Source organism: Pedobacter sp. B4419 (assembly GCF_059693725.1).
In genome coordinates, this window is the sequence record NZ_JCASSL010000001.1 from 397460 (window position 1) to 416461 (window position 19002).

The following is a 19002-nucleotide window of genomic DNA, read 5'->3' on the forward strand; positions in this document are numbered from 1 at the left end:
AACAATCATATACTGAAAAATATGCCTAAACTAAAAGCCTGTATTTTCGACCTCGATGGGGTAATTGTTGATACCGCCGTGTACCATTATAAAGCTTGGCGCCGATTGGCTAATCAGTTGGGCTTCGATTTTACAGAAACACAAAATGAAGAGCTAAAAGGAATTAGTAGGATAGACTCTTTAAAAATAATACTAAATTGGGGTGGCATAAGCAAAAGCGATGCAGAAATGCAGGAACTGGCCACGCTAAAAAATGAATGGTATGTGGAGATGATCACCAAAATGACGCCTCAAGAGATTCTGCCCGGTGCTAAAGAGTTTTTAGAACTGGTGAAAGCCAATCAGTATTTAACGGCGCTGGGATCGGCTAGCAAAAACTCTGAAACCATTTTGCGTCAGGTTGGCATTACCGATCTTTTTGATGTTTTGGTTGATGGCAATAAGGTAAGCAAATCGAAACCAGATCCGGAAGTTTTTCTGATGGGTGCCGAAGAGCTAAAGGTGCTACCTAACGAATGTGTGGTTTTTGAAGATGCCATTGCAGGTGTGCAAGCCGCAAAAGCTGGAGGAATGAAGGCTGTGGGCATTGGCCAGGCCGATGTACTAAAAGAAGCGGATGTAGTAGTGGCAGGTTTATTTGAGATGACTTTAGAAAAATTAGAGAATTTATAATCTATGAAGAATTATATCAAACATCAGGAATGGCAGATCATTGAGGAGGGGTTTGACCCTCATTTGAATAAGATTTCTGAAAGTATTTTTAGCATAGGAAACGGCCGCATGGGCCAACGCGCCAATTTTGAAGAAACCTACACCGGAGAAACGCTGCAGGGCAATTATGTTGCTGGTGTTTATTATCCCGATAAAACCCGCGTGGGCTGGTGGAAAAACGGTTATCCAGAATATTTTGCCAAAGTTTTGAATGCAACCAATTGGATAGGCATCCGCATTAATGTTAATGGTGAAGAGTTGGATTTGAATACCGCAAAAGTGCTGGAATTCAGTCGCGTACTCGATATGCAATTGGGTACATTAACCCGAAAATTTATTGTCGAACTCAAGAGCGGGAACGTTCTCGGAGTTGAATCCGTTCGTTTCTGTAGCCTTGTTGACGACGAGGCAGGCGCCATCAGGTACAGCATCACGCCACAGAATTTTGATGGGAAAATTACCATCGACTCTAGTTTGGATGGCGATGTAAAGAACCAGGATTCGAACTATGATGAAAAGTTCTGGAACGAAATCAGCAAGACCGAAGCTGGCGATTTTGCCCTGCTTACCCTCGAAACCAAGAAAACCGAATTTTGGGTAAGTTCAGGAGTTTATACCGAAATCCATCAAAATGGGAAGGCTTTGGCCATAAAGCCAAAATTGATCAGCAAAGAAAAACACATAGCCCAACAGTTTATAGTTGAGGTTAAGAAGGGTGAAACCACAACGATTTACAAGTATGCGGTTAACCTTTCTTCAGAGAATTATGCCAAAGACGAATTGGAACAATCGGCTATTGCCACGTTGAAAAGAGTAACAGCTAAAGGCTTCGATCAGATGCAGACGGAACAAGCCGAAGCTTGGGCCACTAAATGGCAAAATGGCGACGTGGTAATTGAAGGTGATGTGGCTGCACAACAAGCCATCAGGTTCAATATTTTTCAGTTGCACCAAACCTATACCGGTGAAGATGCCCGTTTGAATATTGGTCCGAAAGGATTTACCGGAGAAAAATACGGCGGTTCAACTTATTGGGATACCGAAGCCTATTGTTTGCCTTTCTATTTGGCTACTGCGCCACAACAGGTGGCCGAAAATTTATTGATCTATCGTCATAAGCAATTGGGCAAGGCCATTGAAAATGCAGCAAAGCTTGGCTTTAAAAATGGTGCGGCCTTATATCCAATGGTGACCATGAACGGGGAAGAATGCCATAACGAATGGGAAATTACCTTCGAAGAAATCCACCGGAACGGAGCCATTGCTTTCGCCATTTTTAATTACATCCGTTATACCGGAGCGCAAAAATACTTGGCCAAATATGGCTTGGAGGTATTAATCGGCATTGCCCGTTTCTGGGCCCAACGTGTAAACTGGAGCATTGAAAAAGAGCGCTACGTAATGTTGGGCGTAACCGGACCAAACGAGTACGAAAACAATGTGAACAACAATTGGTATACCAGCACGATTGCTACATGGTGCCTAAAATATACCATTGAGGCCATCCAAGAGGTAAAAAATACTGAACCTGTTAGGCTAACCGAAATATTTGCCAGTACCAATTTCAAGGAGCAGGAAGAAACCAGTCATTGGCAAGAAATCATCGACCAAATGTTTTATCCGGTAGATGAGCAGCTGGGAATTTTCCTGCAACAAGATGGATATTTAGATAAAGAACAAGTGCTGGTAAAAGACTTGCCGGCAAGCGATAGGCCACTGAACCAGAAATGGAGCTGGGACAGGATTTTGAGGTCTTGTTTCATTAAGCAGGCCGATGTTTTGCAAGGCATTTACTTTTTTGAAGAAGACTATGACCTGGAAACCATCAAAAGAAACTATGATTTCTACGAGCCCCGTACCGTGCATGAGAGTTCTTTGTCGCCCTGCGTACACGCCATTATTGCAGCTAAACTAGGTGATTTAGATCGCGCGTATGAGTTTTACCTCCGTACCTCGCGCCTAGATTTAGACGACTACAACAACGATACCGAAGATGGCCTGCACATTACCTCTATGGCCGGTACCTGGCTAAGTGTGGTAGAAGGTTTCGGTGGCATGCGCATTAGAGAAGGACAATTGCACCTGCACCCGATTTTACCCCACAAATGGACTTTCTATGCTTTTAAAATAGGTTTCAGACAGGCTGTAGTTACCGTAAAAGTAGCCGCTAAAAAAATAACGCTTCTAAATGAGAGCAATACAGGCTTGAACATTCATGTTTTTGGCCAAGCTTATCAATTGGAGGCCAACGGCAATTTAGAATTGAATACTTAAACCAAGTCACTTGAAAAACGTTGTCAAAATAGTCGCATCATTTGTCCTTATGGGGACATTGTTTGCCTGTGTACGTAAAAATAATTTGCAGATGTTAGATTCCAGCCAAAGCACTTCAGAGAAGATCGAAAACAGAAAAATAGTCATTTACCAAACCTTGGTTCGCTATTTCGGCAACCAAAATACCACCAATAAATTTTATGGTTCATTGGCTGAAAACGGAACTGGAAAATTTAATGACATCAACGAACGGGCATTAAAAGAACTAAAAAAGCTAGGTGTAAACTATGTTTGGTACACAGGCGTAATCGAACACGCTACGATGTCGGATTACTCGAAAGATGGGATTAAGAATGATGATCCAGATATCGTGAAAGGGAAGGCTGGTTCGCCCTACGCCATCAAGGATTATTATGATGTAGATCCAGATTTGGCCGTTGAGGTGGGCAACAGGATGGCCGAGTATGAAAGCTTGATCAAACGTACTCACGATCAGGGCTTAAAAGTCTTGATGGATTTTATCCCTAACCATGTAGCCAGAACCTATCATTCGGATGCCAAACCTGCCAATGTGGTAGATTTAGGGGCCAACGACAACAAAAGCAAAAGTTTCGACATCAACAACGACTTCTATTATATCCCCAATCAGCGTTTTGTGGTACCTTCTGGCTATCAGCCGGGTGGAGGTGGTTATGAAAACCCGTTGAAAGATGGTCAGTTCGACGAGTTTCCGGCAAAAGCTACAGGAAATAACGTGTTCAGTGCGAATCCTAAGCTCGACGATTGGTTCGAAACCATCAAACTTAACTATGGCGTTGATGTACAGCAGCACAATACAAAACACTTCATGCCACATCCGCCAGTTTGGAAAAAAATGCGCGATATTTTGGCTTTCTGGGCTTCAAAAGGTGTGGATGGTTTCAGGTGCGATGTAGCTGAAATGGTACCGGTTGAGTTTTGGAACTGGGCAATTTCAGATTTGAAAAAGAAATATCCTGATTTGTTGTTCATCGGCGAAGCTTATGATAGAAACGAGTACAAAAACTTTTTGGTCAACGGTAAATTCGATTACCTGTATGATAAGGTTGGTTTGTACGATGGTTTAAAGCGATTGATCATGAACGATGATAAAGCTTCGGTAAAAGACATCAGCTTTGTTTGGCAACAAGAAAGCAATGGCTTTAGTCAGCACATGCTTCGTTTTTTAGAAAACCATGATGAAACACGTATTGCTTCAAAGGCTTTTGCTACAAATCCTTGGTACGCCGTGCCGGGCATGGTGGTGACCGCTACTTTGTCGTCTGGACCAGTAATGATTTACAACGGACAAGAAGTTGGAGAACCAGCCAATGGTGCAGAGGGTTTTGGTGGCGATGATGGCCGCTCAACCATATTCGATTATTGGGGTTTGCCACAACACCAAAAATGGATGAACAATGGATTGTTTGATGGTGGAAAATTAAATGAAGACGAAAAGAATCTGCGTCAGTTTTATAACAAGCTCCTTAACCTGGCGCAACAAAACGAAGCGATTAACAAGGGCAGTTTCTACGAATTATTGGAAGCTAATAAAAACGCTCCCGGATTTAATAATAAGGTTTATGCCTATTTGCGCTATACCGAAAGCAAGCAGGTGTTGATTGTGGCTAACTTTAACAGAAGCGAAAGCCAATTATTGCTTAAATTACCGAAAGATGTATCGGATGCATTTCACCTCAATGGAAAATCGGTTAGTTTTAAAGACTTGCTATCCGATACTGAATTTAAAACTGCCAATATAGACAATGGCCTGCAGCTTAAAATGCCGGCAACAAGTGCTGCGATTTTAGAATTTTGATTTTTGTCATTCTGAGCGAAGTGAAGAATCTATGAGTATTATTCCTAAGATAGATTCCTCACGTTGCTCGGAATGACAGATAAGTCGTTCTGAATGACAAAACCAACCTAACCAAATAAACCAACCAAATGAACCACAAAATTTTACCTGAAAACCCCAAATTGTCCCTCACGCAGATCATCAATATGAGCGTTGGCTTTTTTGGGATCCAGTTCGGCTGGGACCTGCAACGGGCCAATATGGGTCGTATTTACGAAAACTTGGGGGCTAATGCCGATCAGGTGCCCTTGTTGTTTTTGGCGGCGCCTTTAACCGGATTGCTTGTACAGCCAGTTATTGGTTATTTGAGTGATCGAACCTGGCATCCGCAATGGGGCAGAAGAAGGCCATACTTTTTTATTGGGGCTTTGATCAGTAGCATTGCCCTCATTTTTATGCCACACAGCAGCGCCTTATGGATGGCTGCGGGTTTGTTGTGGGTTTTAGATGTATTCGGCAATATCGCGATGGAACCATTCCGTGCATTTGTGACCGATAAACTGCCAGACAGCCAGGTCAATCGTGGTTTTATCATGCAGAGCTTAATGATCGGTTTGGGCGGGAGCGTGGCTTCGTCATTGCCATGGGTAATGAACAATGTTTTTCATTTGACCAATACGGCAACACAAGGCAACATTCCAGAAAACGTAAAATTCTCTTTCTATTTAGGGGCATTTTTCTTCTTCGCTGCGGTTTTGTATACAGTGTTAACCACGAAGGAGTATCCACCATCAGACCTTGCTGCTAAAGAAAAAGAATCGGAAGGCAAGGGCTTTGGCTCAGGCGTTAGAGAAATATTCCATGCCTTAAGCAATATGCCTAAAAGAATGCGCATTGTATCCCTGGTGCAGTTTTTTACTTGGCCGGGCTTGTTTTTGATGTGGTTTTACTACACCACGGCTGTTGCGGTAAATGTATTTGGCGGCAAAGATGCCAGCGATCCTGTTTATGCCCAAGGTGCCGATTTTGGCAGCTTAACCTTAGCCTATTACAGTGTGATCACCTTTTTATTCGCACTGGTATTGCCAAAAATTGCTGATTTGCTGGGACGTAAAACCACCCACGCCCTGTGCCTGATTTGTGGTGCCCTGGGTTTGATCAGCGTAGCTTGGGTACACGATAAAAATATGCTTTACCTCTGTATGACCGGCGTTGGCATTGCCTGGGCTAGTATTTTATCTATGCCTTATGCCATGCTAAGCGGTTCTTTGCCTAAAGGTAAAGTGGGTATTTACATGGGCATCTTCAATTTCTTTATTGTGTTGCCCGAGATTATAGCTTCTTTGGGCTTCGGCTGGCTGATGAAAAACGTGCTCAACAATGATAGGTTATTGGCTGTTCAATTAGGAGGAGCTTTGATGATTATCGCAGCTGTAATCTGCTATGTTTTTATCAAGGAACCTAAGCACACAGACGAGGTGCTGACCAGTAAATTAGAAGTAGAAGAAGGCCGTTCGGTGTAAAAAATACACTATCTGTAAAAACCTCAGAAAAATGGGGGATAATAAGGAGATTTTTAATATGTTTATCCTAATTCCTCAATGCTCTTGTTGGTGTTCTTCACCAATAAACTAAAAGGGATTTGACAAAACTCGTTGGTGAAGATCACCAGCGACAGCTATGTATTTAATTGTCCGTTAAGCAGAGGATGGAGATTTTTAATCGGGAAAACGAAGATAAATTTATGGAAGAAGAATTAAACAAAGGAGAAAAAGAAACCCCAATATTGACTACAGACCCAACTGAAGAAGAAATTATTCAGCATTTAAATAACCCGGTTACCGCTTTAAAGCCCATCGTTAAGCAGTACCTTACTTCAATCACGGAAGTTAAAAAAGAAAACAACAAATTCTATTTTTCAGATGGGAATGCACGGGTAGAAATCCGTGTAGTGAGTGATGAAATCATCAGGGTGAGAATGGCGCCGCACAGTGTGTTCTTGGATGATTTTTCTTATGCAGTTCCCCAGGTAGACCAAAGGGTGAGTACATTTAGGTTAGAAGAAACAGAAGAAGACTTCCTCATAGCCACCAATACGGTTACCTGTAGGTTAAACAAATCGAACTTCCACATTTCTTTTGCTGATAACAACTCGGGCTTGGTGATGAGCGAAGACAGCTCGCCGATGCACTGGGAAGAAAATGTTGAATTTGGCGGCTATTATGTATTTGCTACCAAAAATTGCCTGCCCGAAGAAAATTTCTTTGGCTTGGGCGATAAATCAGGCAATATGAATTTGCGCGGCAGGAAATTCCAGAACTGGAATACCGATGCCTATTCTTTTGGTTGGGACCAAGATCCGCTATACCGTACCATTCCTTTTTACATAGGGGTACATCAAGGTGCTTCTTATGGTATCTTTTTCGATAACACTTTCCGCTCTTATTTTGATTTTGGCAAAGAAGACAACCTCAAAACCAGTTTTTGGGCTGATGGCGGAGAAATGCAATATTATTACATCCACGGGCCACACATGATGGACGTGGTGAAACGCTACCAAAGCCTGACAGGTACGCACAAATTGCCACCAAAATGGGCTTTGGGCTATCACCAGTGCCGATGGAGCTATTACCCCGAAGCCAAGGTAAGGGAAATTGCCGAGGGCTTTAGAGAACGTCAAATTCCTTGCGATGCCATTTATTTAGACATCGATTATATGGATGGCTATCGTTGCTTCACCTGGAATAAAAAATACTTTCCAGACCCTAAAAAGATGATCAAAGACTTGGCCGGGATCGGAATGAAAACCGTTGTTATGATCGATCCTGGAATTAAGGTCGATGATAATTATTGGGTATTTAAAGAAGGCAAGGAAAACAATTATTTCTGTCGGAGAAGCGATGATTACTTCATGGAAGGCCACGTTTGGCCAGGCAGGTGCCAGTTTCCGGATTTTACCAATCCAACCGTAAGAGAATGGTGGGGCGGGCTCTACAAAGAACTGGTTGACATGGGCGTGGCCGGATTTTGGAACGATATGAACGAGCCTGCAGTATTTGGCTCGGGTACCTTTCCAAATGATGTAAGACATAATTTCGACGGCTATCGCGGCTCGCACCGGAAGGCGCATAACATTTACGGCATGCAAATGGTGCGTTCAACCTACGATGGTTTGAAGAAACTGATGCGCAACAAACGTCCGTTTACGATAACCAGAGCTGGTTATTCGGGGATGCAACGTTATTCGTGTGTATGGACGGGAGATAACGTGGCCACTTGGGAACATTTGAAATTGGGTAATATCCAATGTCAGCGCATGTCTATTTCGGGCGTGCCTTTCTGCGGAACCGATATTGGTGGCTTTAGCGGTGAGCCTGATGGCGAATTGTTTACCCGCTGGATCCAATTGGGTACTTTCTCGCCATTTATGCGTGCACATTCTGCTGGCGATACAGCCGAGCGTGAGCCATGGAGCTTTGGCGAACCTTTTACCAGCATTAACCGTAAGTTTATCGAACTGCGCTACCGCCTGATGCCTTACATCTATTCGGTGTTTTGGGAACATCACCGTCATGGCTTCCCAATTTTAAGACCATTGGCAATGTTGGAACAAGAAAATATCGGCAACCATTTCCGTCAGGATGAATTTTCTTTTGGCGATAAATTATTGGTTTGCCCTGTGTTGGAGCAAGGTGCTACTTCTCGAATTGTGTATTTGCCTAAAGGCCAATGGTACAACTTCTGGACCCACGAACTGCTTGATGGGGGCAACGAATATGAAATTGATGCGCCGCTAGAAGATATGCCTCTATTTGTAAGAGCTGGTTCGGTATTGCCAGAATATCCGGTAATGCAATACGTAGGCGAAAAACCAATAGACGAAGTTTGGTTGAACATTTATTATTCGGCTTATGAAGTCAACTCTTTCATGTTCGAAGACCATGGCGATACTTTTGCTTATGAACAGGATATCTATTTAGAGAAGAAATTCGTAGTCAAGGGTGATGGGCGCAACTTGTTTATTGAACAGATTGTAGAAGGTTTGTATACACCAAACTACGAATTGTACGATTATAATGTAATAGGCCTGCCTTTTGCAGTTAGCAAGGTTTTTGTAGATGATAAAGAAATCACCGATTTTTATCTAGATGATCGTAAGCGACTGAGGTTTAAATCGAATAAGAACTTCATCCACATTAAAATCATTGGTGCGTAGATGGGTTTATTGATCGATTAGAGAATCCCTATTGCTCAATTGTTATATTGTTTAATCTTTGGAATTTGAACCTTTAACTTTCAACCTTCCAACTTTCAACCCACAACATGCCAAACACTAAAAGGAATACCCCGAGTAAAAAATCCTCCCCTAAAGAAAGTGTTTTGGATGCTTTTAAAAGCGTTTGGGTCTACAGTTTGTTTACGGAGTTTGATGTCTCGCTGTTTTTATTGGGCAAGCATTTTAGGCTGTACGAGAAAATGGGGGCGCATCTCTGCAAAGTAAACAATGTTGAAGGTACTTATTTTGCCGTATGGGCACCCAATGCACAACAAGTAGCAGTAATGGGCAATTTTAATGGTTGGAGCAGGAATAGCCATCAATTGAACAAACGCTGGGACGAATCCGGAATTTGGGAGGGTTTCATTCCGCATGTAGCCAAGGGCGAAGTTTATAAATATTACCTCAAAGGTTTTGATGGCAGCGATATCGAAAAGGGTGATCCTTATGCATTGCGTTGGGAACATCCTCCACAAAAAGCCTCTATTGTTTGGGATACCGATTATACCTGGAAAGATAAGGCATGGCTCAAGAAAAGGCCAAAGTTAAATGCGCTTGACCAGCCTATTTCGGTTTATGAACTCCATCTAGGGTCTTGGCAACGCGATCCAAGCAATCCAGAAAGGGTATTGAGTTATGGCGAAATTGCCAATACTTTGGTGCCGTACATCTTGGAAATGGGTTTCACGCATGTAGAGCTGATGCCTATCATGGAATATCCTTATTATCCTTCTTGGGGCTATCAAATTACGGGCTATTTTGCGGCCAGTTCTAGACATGGTTCGCCACAAGACCTCATGTACCTTATCGATGAATTGCACAAACATGATATTGCCGTAATTTTAGATTGGGTGCCGTCTCATTTTCCCGGCGATGCCAATGGATTGTTTAATTTTGATGGTACGCACCTTTTTGAGCATGCCGATATGCGCAAAGGCTTTCATCCCGATTGGAAATCATATATTTTCAACTACGATCGAAACGAAGTACGTTCTTTCTTGATCAGCAATGCCTTGTTTTGGCTAGATCGGTACCATGCCGATGGCTTAAGGGTTGATGCGGTAGCCTCGATGCTGTATTTCGATTTCTCTAGAACTCCCGAAGAATCAGGCACAAACGAGTATGGAGGCAGCGAGAATTTGGGGGCCATCAGTTTCTTGAAAGACCTGAATGAAGCCGTTTATGGCAATTACCAAGGCGTACAAACCATAGCCGAAGAAAGCAGTACTTTTGATGGCGTAACCCGTCCGGTATTTGCTGGCGGATTGGGCTTTGGCATGAAATGGATGATGGGCTGGATGAACGATACCTTGAAATATTTCAAAAACGACCCCATTAGCCGGAAATTCAACCACCATCAGCTTACCTTTAGCATCTCTTATGCCTTTACCGAAAACTTCATGTTGCCTTTTTCGCATGATGAAGTGGTACATGGCAAATCGTCTATGATTTATAAAATGCCTGGCGATGAATGGCAGAAATTTGCAAACCTAAGGACCTTGTACGCGTATATGTTCACACATCCGGGTACGAAACTGCTCTTTATGGGCAATGAGTTTGCGCAAACCAACGAATGGAACTTTAACGAATCGCTCAATTGGGATTTATTGCAATATGCGCCACACGCAGGCATGAAAGCAGTAGTAAAGGCCTTGAATCATCTTTATCGAACAGAACCTGCCTTGCATCAGCATAATTTCTCTTATGAAGGTTTTGAATGGATCAACGCCGATGACATAGACCATTCGGTATTTACCTATTGCAGAAAGGGAACGAAGGCTAAAGACACCCTGTTGATCGTATTAAATCTTACTCCGGTATATCGCGAAAATTTCAGGGTAGGCGTGCCAACCAAAGGCAAATGGAAAGAAATCTTTAATACAGATGCCCCCGAATTTTATGGCAGCGGCAAGCTTAACCCTAAACCGATTGCCACAGAAAATATAGATTATGATCACCGTAAACAATCTATTGCTATCAATTTGCCACCATTAGGCGTTACGATTTTGAAAAAAGAAACTGTAGCAAATGGCAAAAAAAGAGCTTGAATTTAGAAAGAATGACAAGGGTGAGTGGTATGTGCTGTTGCCCGAGTGGAAAGGCGATCCAGAAGAACTGCAAATGGTTGAAGGAGCCGATCAATGGCTTGAATATGTAAGTGACAACGCAACAAGCATCAATCTTTTATTGGCCGACGAGAAATTCGAAGATGCGGCAATACTTACGCTTTTGCATGTGCGAGAAGCTAATTTGGGTGGCGGCGGAGATTATTACTTGGAAACCTATCAAGGCAAGAAAATAGGGCTGAAACTTTGGCTCTGTGAAGTAACCCGTTTTGTTTTCGACGATTTGCCCCAAAGGATTTACTTTTTGAAGAAATGAAAGGTCGTTTCAGTTAGTGTTCTTTACCAATAGAATTCTCTTCCTCTTGAACCAAATTAATAGCACAAGGAGGCCAGCAACTAATCCGATACCTATCATCCAAATCCAATTGAACGGTGTGGCTAAGTCGATTTGTTGGTCGGTACCCATATAAATCAAGCTATCCCAGTAATATGGCAAATACAGGGCATCGCTGTTTTGGGGCATTTGCAACCAATCTAGTTTAGCCTGATGCAAGGCCTGTCCGTTGCTTTCGCCTTTTAAAAGATACTTGTAAAAATCGCTGGTGATCACCGAAGCCGCTACATCGTTTACATTCCACAAGCCAGCAATGGTGGCCGATGTGCCAATTGCATTAAAACCCCTCGATAAACTAATCACCCCTTCGCCATTGGCCAATAAACCATCAGCAGTTCTGCAGGCGCTCAGTACCACCAAAGATGGGGCCTGTTTTTGGGCGGCCAATTCAAATAGGAAGAGCTTTTCTTTGCCAAAATCGAGCGTAGGTTCTTGGTTTTTGCCTGATAGATAGGCATGCGTACCAATATGAAGCACCTGGTTTTTGCCGAATTCCTTTTGAAAGACCTTCGAACTCACCTGTTCGTTAAACAGGAATTGGCCCCTGATCAGTTTTTGAATGCCATCGGCCTCTGCCTGTACAGCTTTTAATGGCGCATTGTTGTTTTGTTGATGGGTGATAAAGAAACCCGTAAAACCTCTGCCTTTGTTCTTTTGCTGATTTGCAACTAAGGTTTGGATCGAAAATGCGTAAGTCACCGTATTGCTTTTGATCAAAAAGGGCCAGGCCGAAATACTGGGATTAAATTTACTGTTGGTGAGCAATCCATCAAAAGAGAGGTAGCCTAAAATACCATCGGGAATGATAGTAAACGCTTCGCCCTTGCGTAATTGAACACCTTGGAGAATACTGCTGTAAATCTGATAGGAAGCCTGATAGAATTCTTTAGGCGAGTTGAGCATCGCAGCAGGTCCATGCTGAAAATAAGTATCGACGTAAGTTTGAATAGCCAGCTTAATTTTATTTGCATTAGACAGCCGAACCATGTGATTAACCTGTTGATGATTGATATCGATCAGATAAATGGCATCCTCACCCACAAAATATTCGAGTATTCGCTTGTCTGGCAATTGTGCCAAGATCGCTTTTGACGAAAGCATTGTGTTGGCAATGTTGAGTTGCTGATATTTTTGCTTGAGCTGCTTGTCAATCAGCGCCAAATTGTATTTGAGATCGGCGATATTTTGAGCGAGTGGTTTGGCACCTTCCAATTCTTGTTTTTCATGGTAGGCAATAGCCATTTCCAGGTTTCGTTTTTTAACAAATAGCGAATCCTTTTGGTTAAGGCCCATCAATTGCCGGTTGCGTTTGATCTGGTCTAAAAGTGTTCGGCTCTTGCTTTGTTCTGCCAAAGCCAAAAGCTCATTCAACAATTCTTTGCTTTTGCTTTGCTGGTAAAGCTGATAGCCAATTTCAAGCCCTCTTTCAGCTATATTTTTTAAATCGGCCTGCAAACGTTGCTTGGTTTCATCGCTGGCAAATTCATTCCTGATTTGATCTCCGGCCAATAACGATAATTTGATATGCTTAATTGCCAGCTCTGGTTGTTGCAGCTGTTGATGGGCAACAGCTATATATTCAAAAACTTCCATCACCCGGTTGTCGCCGTAAATGCGGTGGGTAATAAGGTTTCCATTTCCGTCTTTTAGCTTTAAAACAGAAAGTGTTTGGTTAAAAAAGCGAAGCGCTTCCAAGGGCTGGTTTTGCAATAGCTTAATGTGCCCACGTTGTGTAATCAAGTTTGCTTTTTCCCTGATCCATTTATTGGGGTAATACTTATCAAGCAGATTAATTGCCTTTGAAAAATAGAGGTCTGCTTTCGGATATTGTTTTAAAGCGGTATAGATATTTCCTGCACTGGTAAAAGAACCCATCAGCCAGTAAGCCTTTTCTCCATCAATTTGTTGTTGGGCGCGAATGTTTGTCTCGATCTGTTTTGCTGCTTGCTGATATTCCTTTTTTTCAAAAAGCACATTGGCCAATACATTCAGTAAAATAACCTTCGTATCAGCATCTTTTTTGCTCAGTTTTAAGCCTTCGTTGACACTTTTTTCGGCCTCGGCAATGTTTCCCATCGATTGGTAGCAAATAGCCATGTTACCATACATGGAAGCAATATCGGCAGGCGGATAAGCGTTTTTGAGCTGAAAATTAAGCGCTCGGCGTTGCAGGTAAAGCGCCCGCTCGTAATCGCCCAATCGGGTATAATTGTTGCTCAGCGGTTTGAGGGTATATTCAACAATTTCATAATCTGCCACTTCATTTTTTAAATAATAGGCAAATGCGTTTTCATAGCTGTTGATGGCGCCTAAAATATTACCAACCAATAGCTGATGATAGCCCTGAACATTTAAGAGGTCTAAAAAGGCAAAATGCTCGGTTTTGTCCTTGGCTTTTCTCCAAAGCTTTTGTTGTGTTTGTAAGATAAAAGGAAGGTTCGCCTGTGGATTGCTTTTGGCATAATCAAGGCGTTCATAAATCCATTCGCTTAAGTTATTGGCCTTTTGCAATGAATCTAAGGTGCGTTGCAACTCTTCGCTTTGCGCTACAGCATTAAATTGCAAACAAAAAAACAGGCAAATGAAGCTTAAACTAAAAAAGGCTGAGCGCATAAAAGGTTTGCATTTCAGCTAATTTAGTAATTTTTGGTATCAAGTAGCGAGAATGGAGTAGCAAGTATCAAGTAGCAAGAAGGGGGCAGTTTATAATTAAACAATAAGTTGGCCCTCCAATCAGCTAATGAACCAATGACCAATGAACCAATCGCCTAAAACTTCCAAATTACATAACTCGCCATTCTGTTGTTGTTCGTCTTCGGATCATAAATGTAGCGGAAACCGATAGAAGGGCCCACCCGGACCAGTCCAAATTGCACATCGGCAAAAACCGAAGCCCGTAAATCTGTAAAATGATCTTTTACCGAATTAGCTATACGATCGAAATTGATTTTGCCTACGCCATTGGCAGCGGTAAGATCATACTTGAGCTCGTCAATGTCTTTATCGTAAAGGTTAAGCGAAACCAAGGCCCCAGCTCCGGCGCCAATATATTTGTTGAGGTTATAACGTACCTGCAGTGGAACCGCATTAATAGTGATTGCTTTCTTGGTTTTGTAGTAGTCTTTTTTATCTATGCGGTAGTTTCTGTTATTGATAGTTGTATCTTTTGAATTCACTGTAGAATTTACCAAATAAGTATTTTCTTTAAAGGTATTCAAATAGAGTTCTACTTGCCAATAAGTACGATGTGGGGCATAGGGAGCCAAGCTGGCACCGATTACAATGTTTTTATTGTTAAGGAAATTGTTGTTGTTGGTTTCGAAAGGGAAGCCATAACCCAAAATAATCCCCGGAGAAAGGCCCATTTTAAAACGGCCAACAGCCCGATTGGTATAAATAGGTTCGTTTTTGTCAAATACAATAGCAGCGCCACTCCTGATGGGCAGCTTCTCCGGCTTCTCTTTAAACTTGATTTTATATTCCACAAAACCCATGGTCGAATCGGCATCGTTAACTCCTTTTTGGTCCATGCCCGGCAGATAAATATTGCTGAAAACAAAATGGATGCTATCAAGTCCAACAACGGTTTTAAGGCAGCTTTGGCCACTATAGGCCGAATCGCAGGTAATGACTTCTGGTTTGGTTTTAGTTACTTTTATACTTGCTGGATCAAAAACCTTGGAGAGGTTAACGGCAACATCTACCTTTTTCGCCGGACCCTTTCCTGTATTCTGGAAACGGATTTTATAAGTCAATTCTCGGCTTTTGCTCGTAAAACGATAGTTCATCCTGCTTTTTCTGAGCACCATTTTATTGGGATCGTGCGAGGCCACAATCTGGAGTTCGAGGTTAAAAATCTCTTTTTCCACCAAAGGATTATCAGGAATAAACACAGCCGCAATGCGAACTACCGCATTGGTGTCTTTGAGCATTTCGGGAGTGGTTTTAAACTGTAGAAATACAAAACGTTCCTCGTCTGTTTTGAGGTTTTCAAATCGCCAGCCTTCCTGGTTTTTAAAATCTTTGGCCTTGTCTTTAAAGAGTACCTTATCTTCTTTGGGCAAAACAAATTCGGGAGTTGCAGAAGCATAGTAAACCGGGTTTTTGCTTTTCTGGGGCAAATAAGCCATTTCCATCATCGATTTCAGCTCCGCTTTCTTTTCTCCAAAATACGTGCGGCCTTCGGTTAGTACAAAATTGTTGTTGCTAAATTCTTTGTCGTTATACAAAATGGCAAGTGTGCCGTTGAGGTTCTGTTGGCCATTGCTGGCCTTGTTTCTATAGCCAAAAACCAGCATTATGTCATCGCCGGGTTTGGGCATGGCATTGCTTTTCAGCTCGATGCTGCCACCCATCTTGAAGAAATTGGGGGTATTGGAAGCCAACATGGGCTTGCCACCAGTTGTAGGCTTGGTAGGCTTGATCGGTCTTGGCCTTGTTGGCGGATGTTTGCCGTCATCATAATTGTTGGTGGCAAACAACCTTACCATTACCGGATTGGAAGAGCTGTAAATATGGAGCGGATCTTTTTCGAAGCTGAAACCCCCATCGCCAAACTCCCAAAAATAGGTGTAGAAAGGAGCAGGAGCACCTGATATGGGGCGCAATGGCCTGAGCTCGGCACTGAACTTGCCGTTCTCGTTGTTGTAGTTGACGATTGCCGGAACAGTATCGCTGGGCAATACCTGTGCCTGTACAATAGAGATACTAAAAAGGGTAAACAGGGATAAAAGAAGCGTTCTCATGAATACTAAATTTATAGAATTTTATCTGAAATAAAGAAATAGCGAAAAAAGATGAAGCACGTTTTCGGCTCCATCTTTCTGTTAAAAATTGGGGATATTAAGGATTAGTAGTTGTTTAAGCCATTAATGGCTTGTTGGATTTGTGTTTCAGTGGTTTCGGCCAGGGTAAGCGTAATGTTTTGATCGGCAACAATGGTTGTTTCCTGTTCTGCATAGTAATATTTGCCATCTTTAATGGAGAACGAAATGTACTTGCCCTGTACACCAACCGGCATCGAGTTATCATAGCTTTTTACTTTGTTGGCTCCATCAACAGTATAGATTTGGGCTGCCACATTAGTGCCTTTGGCGCAGAAGAAAACAAAGGTTTCGCCAGTGTAGCCTCTGAACATGGCTAAATTTCCCGGATTGTTTGCCAAGGTTACACGGACAGTTGTTTTAGGATTGCTGTAGCTGTAAAATACATCGCAATTGATCCAGCCTAAATTTCCCATGTCAAAGGTAAAAGCTTCGGCCATTGCCGTAACATCTACTTTGATGCCCACACCATTTGCTTGGGGTACGGGTGCCTGCCAAGCCATTTGGTTATCGTTGCCCACTTTTTCTACGCCTTCCCAAATTTGGGTAACGCCAGTTCTTTTGGCTGGAATGGCAATTCTGATGGGAGCAGCCAGTCCTTGGTCTGCCTTAGTGCCGTTAACGGTCGCATTTAAATAGATAAAGCCGTCAGAAGCTAAAGGCGCGCCACTGATATGGTTGGTGTTCATGCCCCCAAACACAACATCGCTTCTTTTTAAAACTTCCATGGTGCTAATGGTCATCTCGCCGGTAACCACCACGCCACCCAGCCTGATGGCACCAGCCGGAATGGTAATTTTCGTGCCTCCTGGCAGAGTAAAGGTATTCTCTACATTACCCATTATTTTTCTGCTTTGTACCTGCGGACCATATAATGCGGTAAATTCTTTTGCGGTATAGGCAGCGTTGCCATTGTTGTTTTTGTCTTTCTTACAAGCTGCCGAGAATAAAACGATAAGGGCAACTATTGCATAGGTTAAGTTTAGCTTTTTCATGATTTTTAGTTTTAAATTTTGCTTACTCTCTTCAGGCTTTTCAGCAAACGCCATTTCATTAGGTTTGATGAGATATCAGGCCTATGCAAAAAATGTTACCCCTTATTTTGAATTTTTTTTCCGCAATGCACAATAAAGATTAATTTAGGCTATCAAACTCCCTAAAAGCCAATGGCCAAAACAGTACATCCAGATCAGCGTTACCTTTTGGCATTAATGAACAACGACGCCACATTGATCAACGAAATTTATAAGAAATGTGCTGGCAAGGTAAAGTCGTTCGTGGTCTTTAATAATGGCGATGCCAACGATGCCGAAGACATTTTTCAGGAAGCACTGGTAGATGTATATAACCAGGCCAAATACAAGGGATTGGAACTTACCTGCCCCTTTGAACCCTTTCTTTTATTGGTGTGCAAGCGCAAATGGCTTAACGAATTGAAAAAAAGAGCGGTTTTACCGGTAACAAAAGACGAAGACAGTTTATTACATATCGGCGAGGATACATTTGAACAGGCCGAACAATTGGAAAAGCAGCAGGAACAGTCGAAATTGTTTTTAAAAGCTTTTGAAAAATTGGGCGAACGCTGTCAGGAAATCATCAGGTGGAGCATGAAGGGCGAAGCACAGGAAAAAGTGGCCGAAGCCCTTGGCGTTACCTATGGCTACTTGCGCAAAAAGAAATCGGAATGTATGGCAAGCCTAATTAAATTGGTTCAGGTTAACAAATAAAGAAATGGCCGAGGATAAAATATTATGGACAGCCCGTTATGTAGAGGGAGATCTAAACGAAGCCGAATTGGCCGAATTTGAAGCACAGCTGCAAAGCGACGCAACGCTGCAGGAATACCTGGAAAACTATCGTCAGGCTAACCAGGAGCTACAAATGCATTTGGCGCCCGATGCAAATCGTATGGCGCTTCAAGAAACATTGGGTAAACTAGGCAAGCAGCATTTTGCCAATGAAACCAAGGTGGTTTCGCTTAAACCATTTATCAAATGGGCAAGTGGCATTGCTGCGGTATTGGTTATAGGCCTATTCATTTGGGCACCTTGGCGGGGTAATCTTTACCAGCAATACCATACGCAAGACCAAATGCTGGTTACCGAACGCGGTGCAAACGAAACCGAACTAGACAAAGCCGCCGCCGCTTATAACGATGGCAGGTATGCGGATGCAAAAACTATCCTTGAAAAGCTTTATCAGGCAGACCCTAAAAATGCACAAACGGGCTACTATTATGGTAAAACTTTGTTGACATTGCAACAAGAAGCCAAAGGACGCGAAATTTTAACTACCATCTATAACGGAGATTCAGCCTTTAAATACGATGCTGCCTATGCCATTGCATTAAGCTACCTTAAAGAAAATAAAAAGGCCGATTGTAAAAACTGGCTTCAAAAAATCCCTGAAGGTACTACACATTATCAAAAAGTAACAGAGTTGATACCAAAACTGTAAAAAGGCATATCCGCTTTGTATAGCCCGATTAAACAATAGAGATATTTCTTTGGGGTTGTTTATTTTAACTTTTGGGAATTTTTTATGCGCTGTTTTAACTAGGAGGTAAATCGATTTTGATCATTTTTGCTATATTTAGCTGTATTAACGTGCTCAAAGTCTAAATTATGTATTCTAGGTATAAA

Annotated in this window: 12 protein-coding genes; 9 read left to right on the forward strand and 3 right to left on the reverse strand. The window is 42.4% G+C overall.

The window, feature by feature from the left end:
• The first annotated feature begins 21 nt into the window (after positions 1 to 21).
• From pgmB to AC570H_RS01585, 7 genes are all read left to right on the forward strand, one after another.
• Complete coding sequence (gene pgmB / locus AC570H_RS01555; RefSeq protein WP_497351001.1) at positions 22 to 672, forward strand: beta-phosphoglucomutase; 651 nt, start codon at positions 22 to 24, stop codon at positions 670 to 672.
• Positions 673 to 675: 3 nt separating this feature from the next.
• Positions 676 to 2985: a glycoside hydrolase family 65 protein gene (locus AC570H_RS01560; protein WP_497351003.1), complete on the forward strand. Its 2310-nt coding sequence runs from the start codon at positions 676 to 678 to the stop codon at positions 2983 to 2985.
• Between the two features lie 91 nt (positions 2986 to 3076).
• Positions 3077 to 4822, forward strand: a complete 1746-nt coding sequence (locus tag AC570H_RS01565) for an alpha-amylase family glycosyl hydrolase (protein ID WP_497351005.1) — start codon at positions 3077 to 3079, stop codon at positions 4820 to 4822.
• Positions 4823 to 4950: 128 nt separating this feature from the next.
• Positions 4951 to 6324 carry an MFS transporter gene (locus tag AC570H_RS01570; RefSeq protein ID WP_497351007.1) on the forward strand — a complete coding sequence of 458 codons (1374 nt, stop codon included), beginning with the start codon at positions 4951 to 4953 and terminating at the stop codon, positions 6322 to 6324.
• A 221-nt stretch (positions 6325 to 6545) separates the two neighbouring features.
• A complete protein-coding gene (locus tag AC570H_RS01575) occupies positions 6546 to 9017 on the forward strand; it encodes a glycoside hydrolase family 31 protein (protein ID WP_497351009.1) in 2472 nt (823 codons plus the stop codon).
• Between the two features lie 107 nt (positions 9018 to 9124).
• Positions 9125 to 11125, forward strand: coding sequence for a 1,4-alpha-glucan branching protein GlgB (glgB, locus tag AC570H_RS01580; protein WP_497351011.1), 2001 nt, complete (start codon positions 9125 to 9127; stop codon positions 11123 to 11125).
• Positions 11106 to 11459: a DUF6717 family protein gene (locus tag AC570H_RS01585; protein ID WP_497351013.1), complete on the forward strand. Its 354-nt coding sequence runs from the start codon at positions 11106 to 11108 to the stop codon at positions 11457 to 11459. Before glgB ends, AC570H_RS01585 begins: the two co-directional genes overlap by 20 nt.
• Positions 11460 to 11468: 9 nt before the next feature.
• Here the strand turns inward: AC570H_RS01585 and AC570H_RS01590 are convergent, their stop codons facing one another.
• The 3 genes from AC570H_RS01590 to AC570H_RS01600 form a co-directional block, all read right to left on the reverse strand.
• Positions 11469 to 14102 (reverse strand): CHAT domain-containing protein, encoded by a 2634-nt coding sequence (locus AC570H_RS01590; RefSeq protein WP_497351015.1) that lies wholly within the window; start codon positions 14100 to 14102, stop codon positions 11469 to 11471.
• 203 nt (positions 14103 to 14305) lie between these two features.
• Positions 14306 to 16282, reverse strand: a complete 1977-nt coding sequence (locus AC570H_RS01595) for a PKD domain-containing protein (protein ID WP_497351017.1) — start codon at positions 16280 to 16282, stop codon at positions 14306 to 14308.
• 104 nt (positions 16283 to 16386) lie between these two features.
• Positions 16387 to 17355 carry a hypothetical protein gene (locus AC570H_RS01600; RefSeq protein WP_497351019.1) on the reverse strand — a complete coding sequence of 323 codons (969 nt, stop codon included), beginning with the start codon at positions 17353 to 17355 and terminating at the stop codon, positions 16387 to 16389.
• A 171-nt stretch (positions 17356 to 17526) separates the two neighbouring features.
• Between AC570H_RS01600 and AC570H_RS01605 the strand changes: the two genes are divergently transcribed.
• Both AC570H_RS01605 and AC570H_RS01610 read left to right on the forward strand, forming a co-directional pair.
• A complete protein-coding gene (locus AC570H_RS01605; protein WP_497351021.1) occupies positions 17527 to 18087 on the forward strand; it encodes an RNA polymerase sigma factor in 561 nt (186 codons plus the stop codon).
• 4 nt (positions 18088 to 18091) lie between these two features.
• A complete protein-coding gene (locus AC570H_RS01610) occupies positions 18092 to 18817 on the forward strand; it encodes a tetratricopeptide repeat protein (protein WP_497351023.1) in 726 nt (241 codons plus the stop codon).
• The last annotated feature ends 185 nt before the right edge of the window (positions 18818 to 19002 follow it).

Bases quoted from the DNA above. Each gene is read 5' to 3' on its own strand.
- pgmB (WP_497351001.1), top strand. From the start codon at position 22: ATGCCTAAACTAAAAGCCTGTATTTTCGACCTCGATGGGGTAATTGTT.
- AC570H_RS01560 (WP_497351003.1), top strand. From the start codon at position 676: ATGAAGAATTATATCAAACATCAGGAATGGCAGATCATTGAGGAGGGG.
- AC570H_RS01565 (WP_497351005.1), top strand. From the start codon at position 3,077: ATGTTAGATTCCAGCCAAAGCACTTCAGAGAAGATCGAAAACAGAAAA.
- AC570H_RS01570 (WP_497351007.1), top strand. From the start codon at position 4,951: ATGAACCACAAAATTTTACCTGAAAACCCCAAATTGTCCCTCACGCAG.
- AC570H_RS01575 (WP_497351009.1), top strand. From the start codon at position 6,546: ATGGAAGAAGAATTAAACAAAGGAGAAAAAGAAACCCCAATATTGACT.
- glgB (WP_497351011.1), top strand. From the start codon at position 9,125: ATGCCAAACACTAAAAGGAATACCCCGAGTAAAAAATCCTCCCCTAAA.
- AC570H_RS01585 (WP_497351013.1), top strand. From the start codon at position 11,106: ATGGCAAAAAAAGAGCTTGAATTTAGAAAGAATGACAAGGGTGAGTGG.
- AC570H_RS01595 (WP_497351017.1), bottom strand. From the start codon at position 16,282: ATGAGAACGCTTCTTTTATCCCTGTTTACCCTTTTTAGTATCTCTATT.
- AC570H_RS01600 (WP_497351019.1), bottom strand. From the start codon at position 17,355: ATGAAAAAGCTAAACTTAACCTATGCAATAGTTGCCCTTATCGTTTTA.
- AC570H_RS01605 (WP_497351021.1), top strand. From the start codon at position 17,527: ATGGCCAAAACAGTACATCCAGATCAGCGTTACCTTTTGGCATTAATG.
- AC570H_RS01610 (WP_497351023.1), top strand. From the start codon at position 18,092: ATGGCCGAGGATAAAATATTATGGACAGCCCGTTATGTAGAGGGAGAT.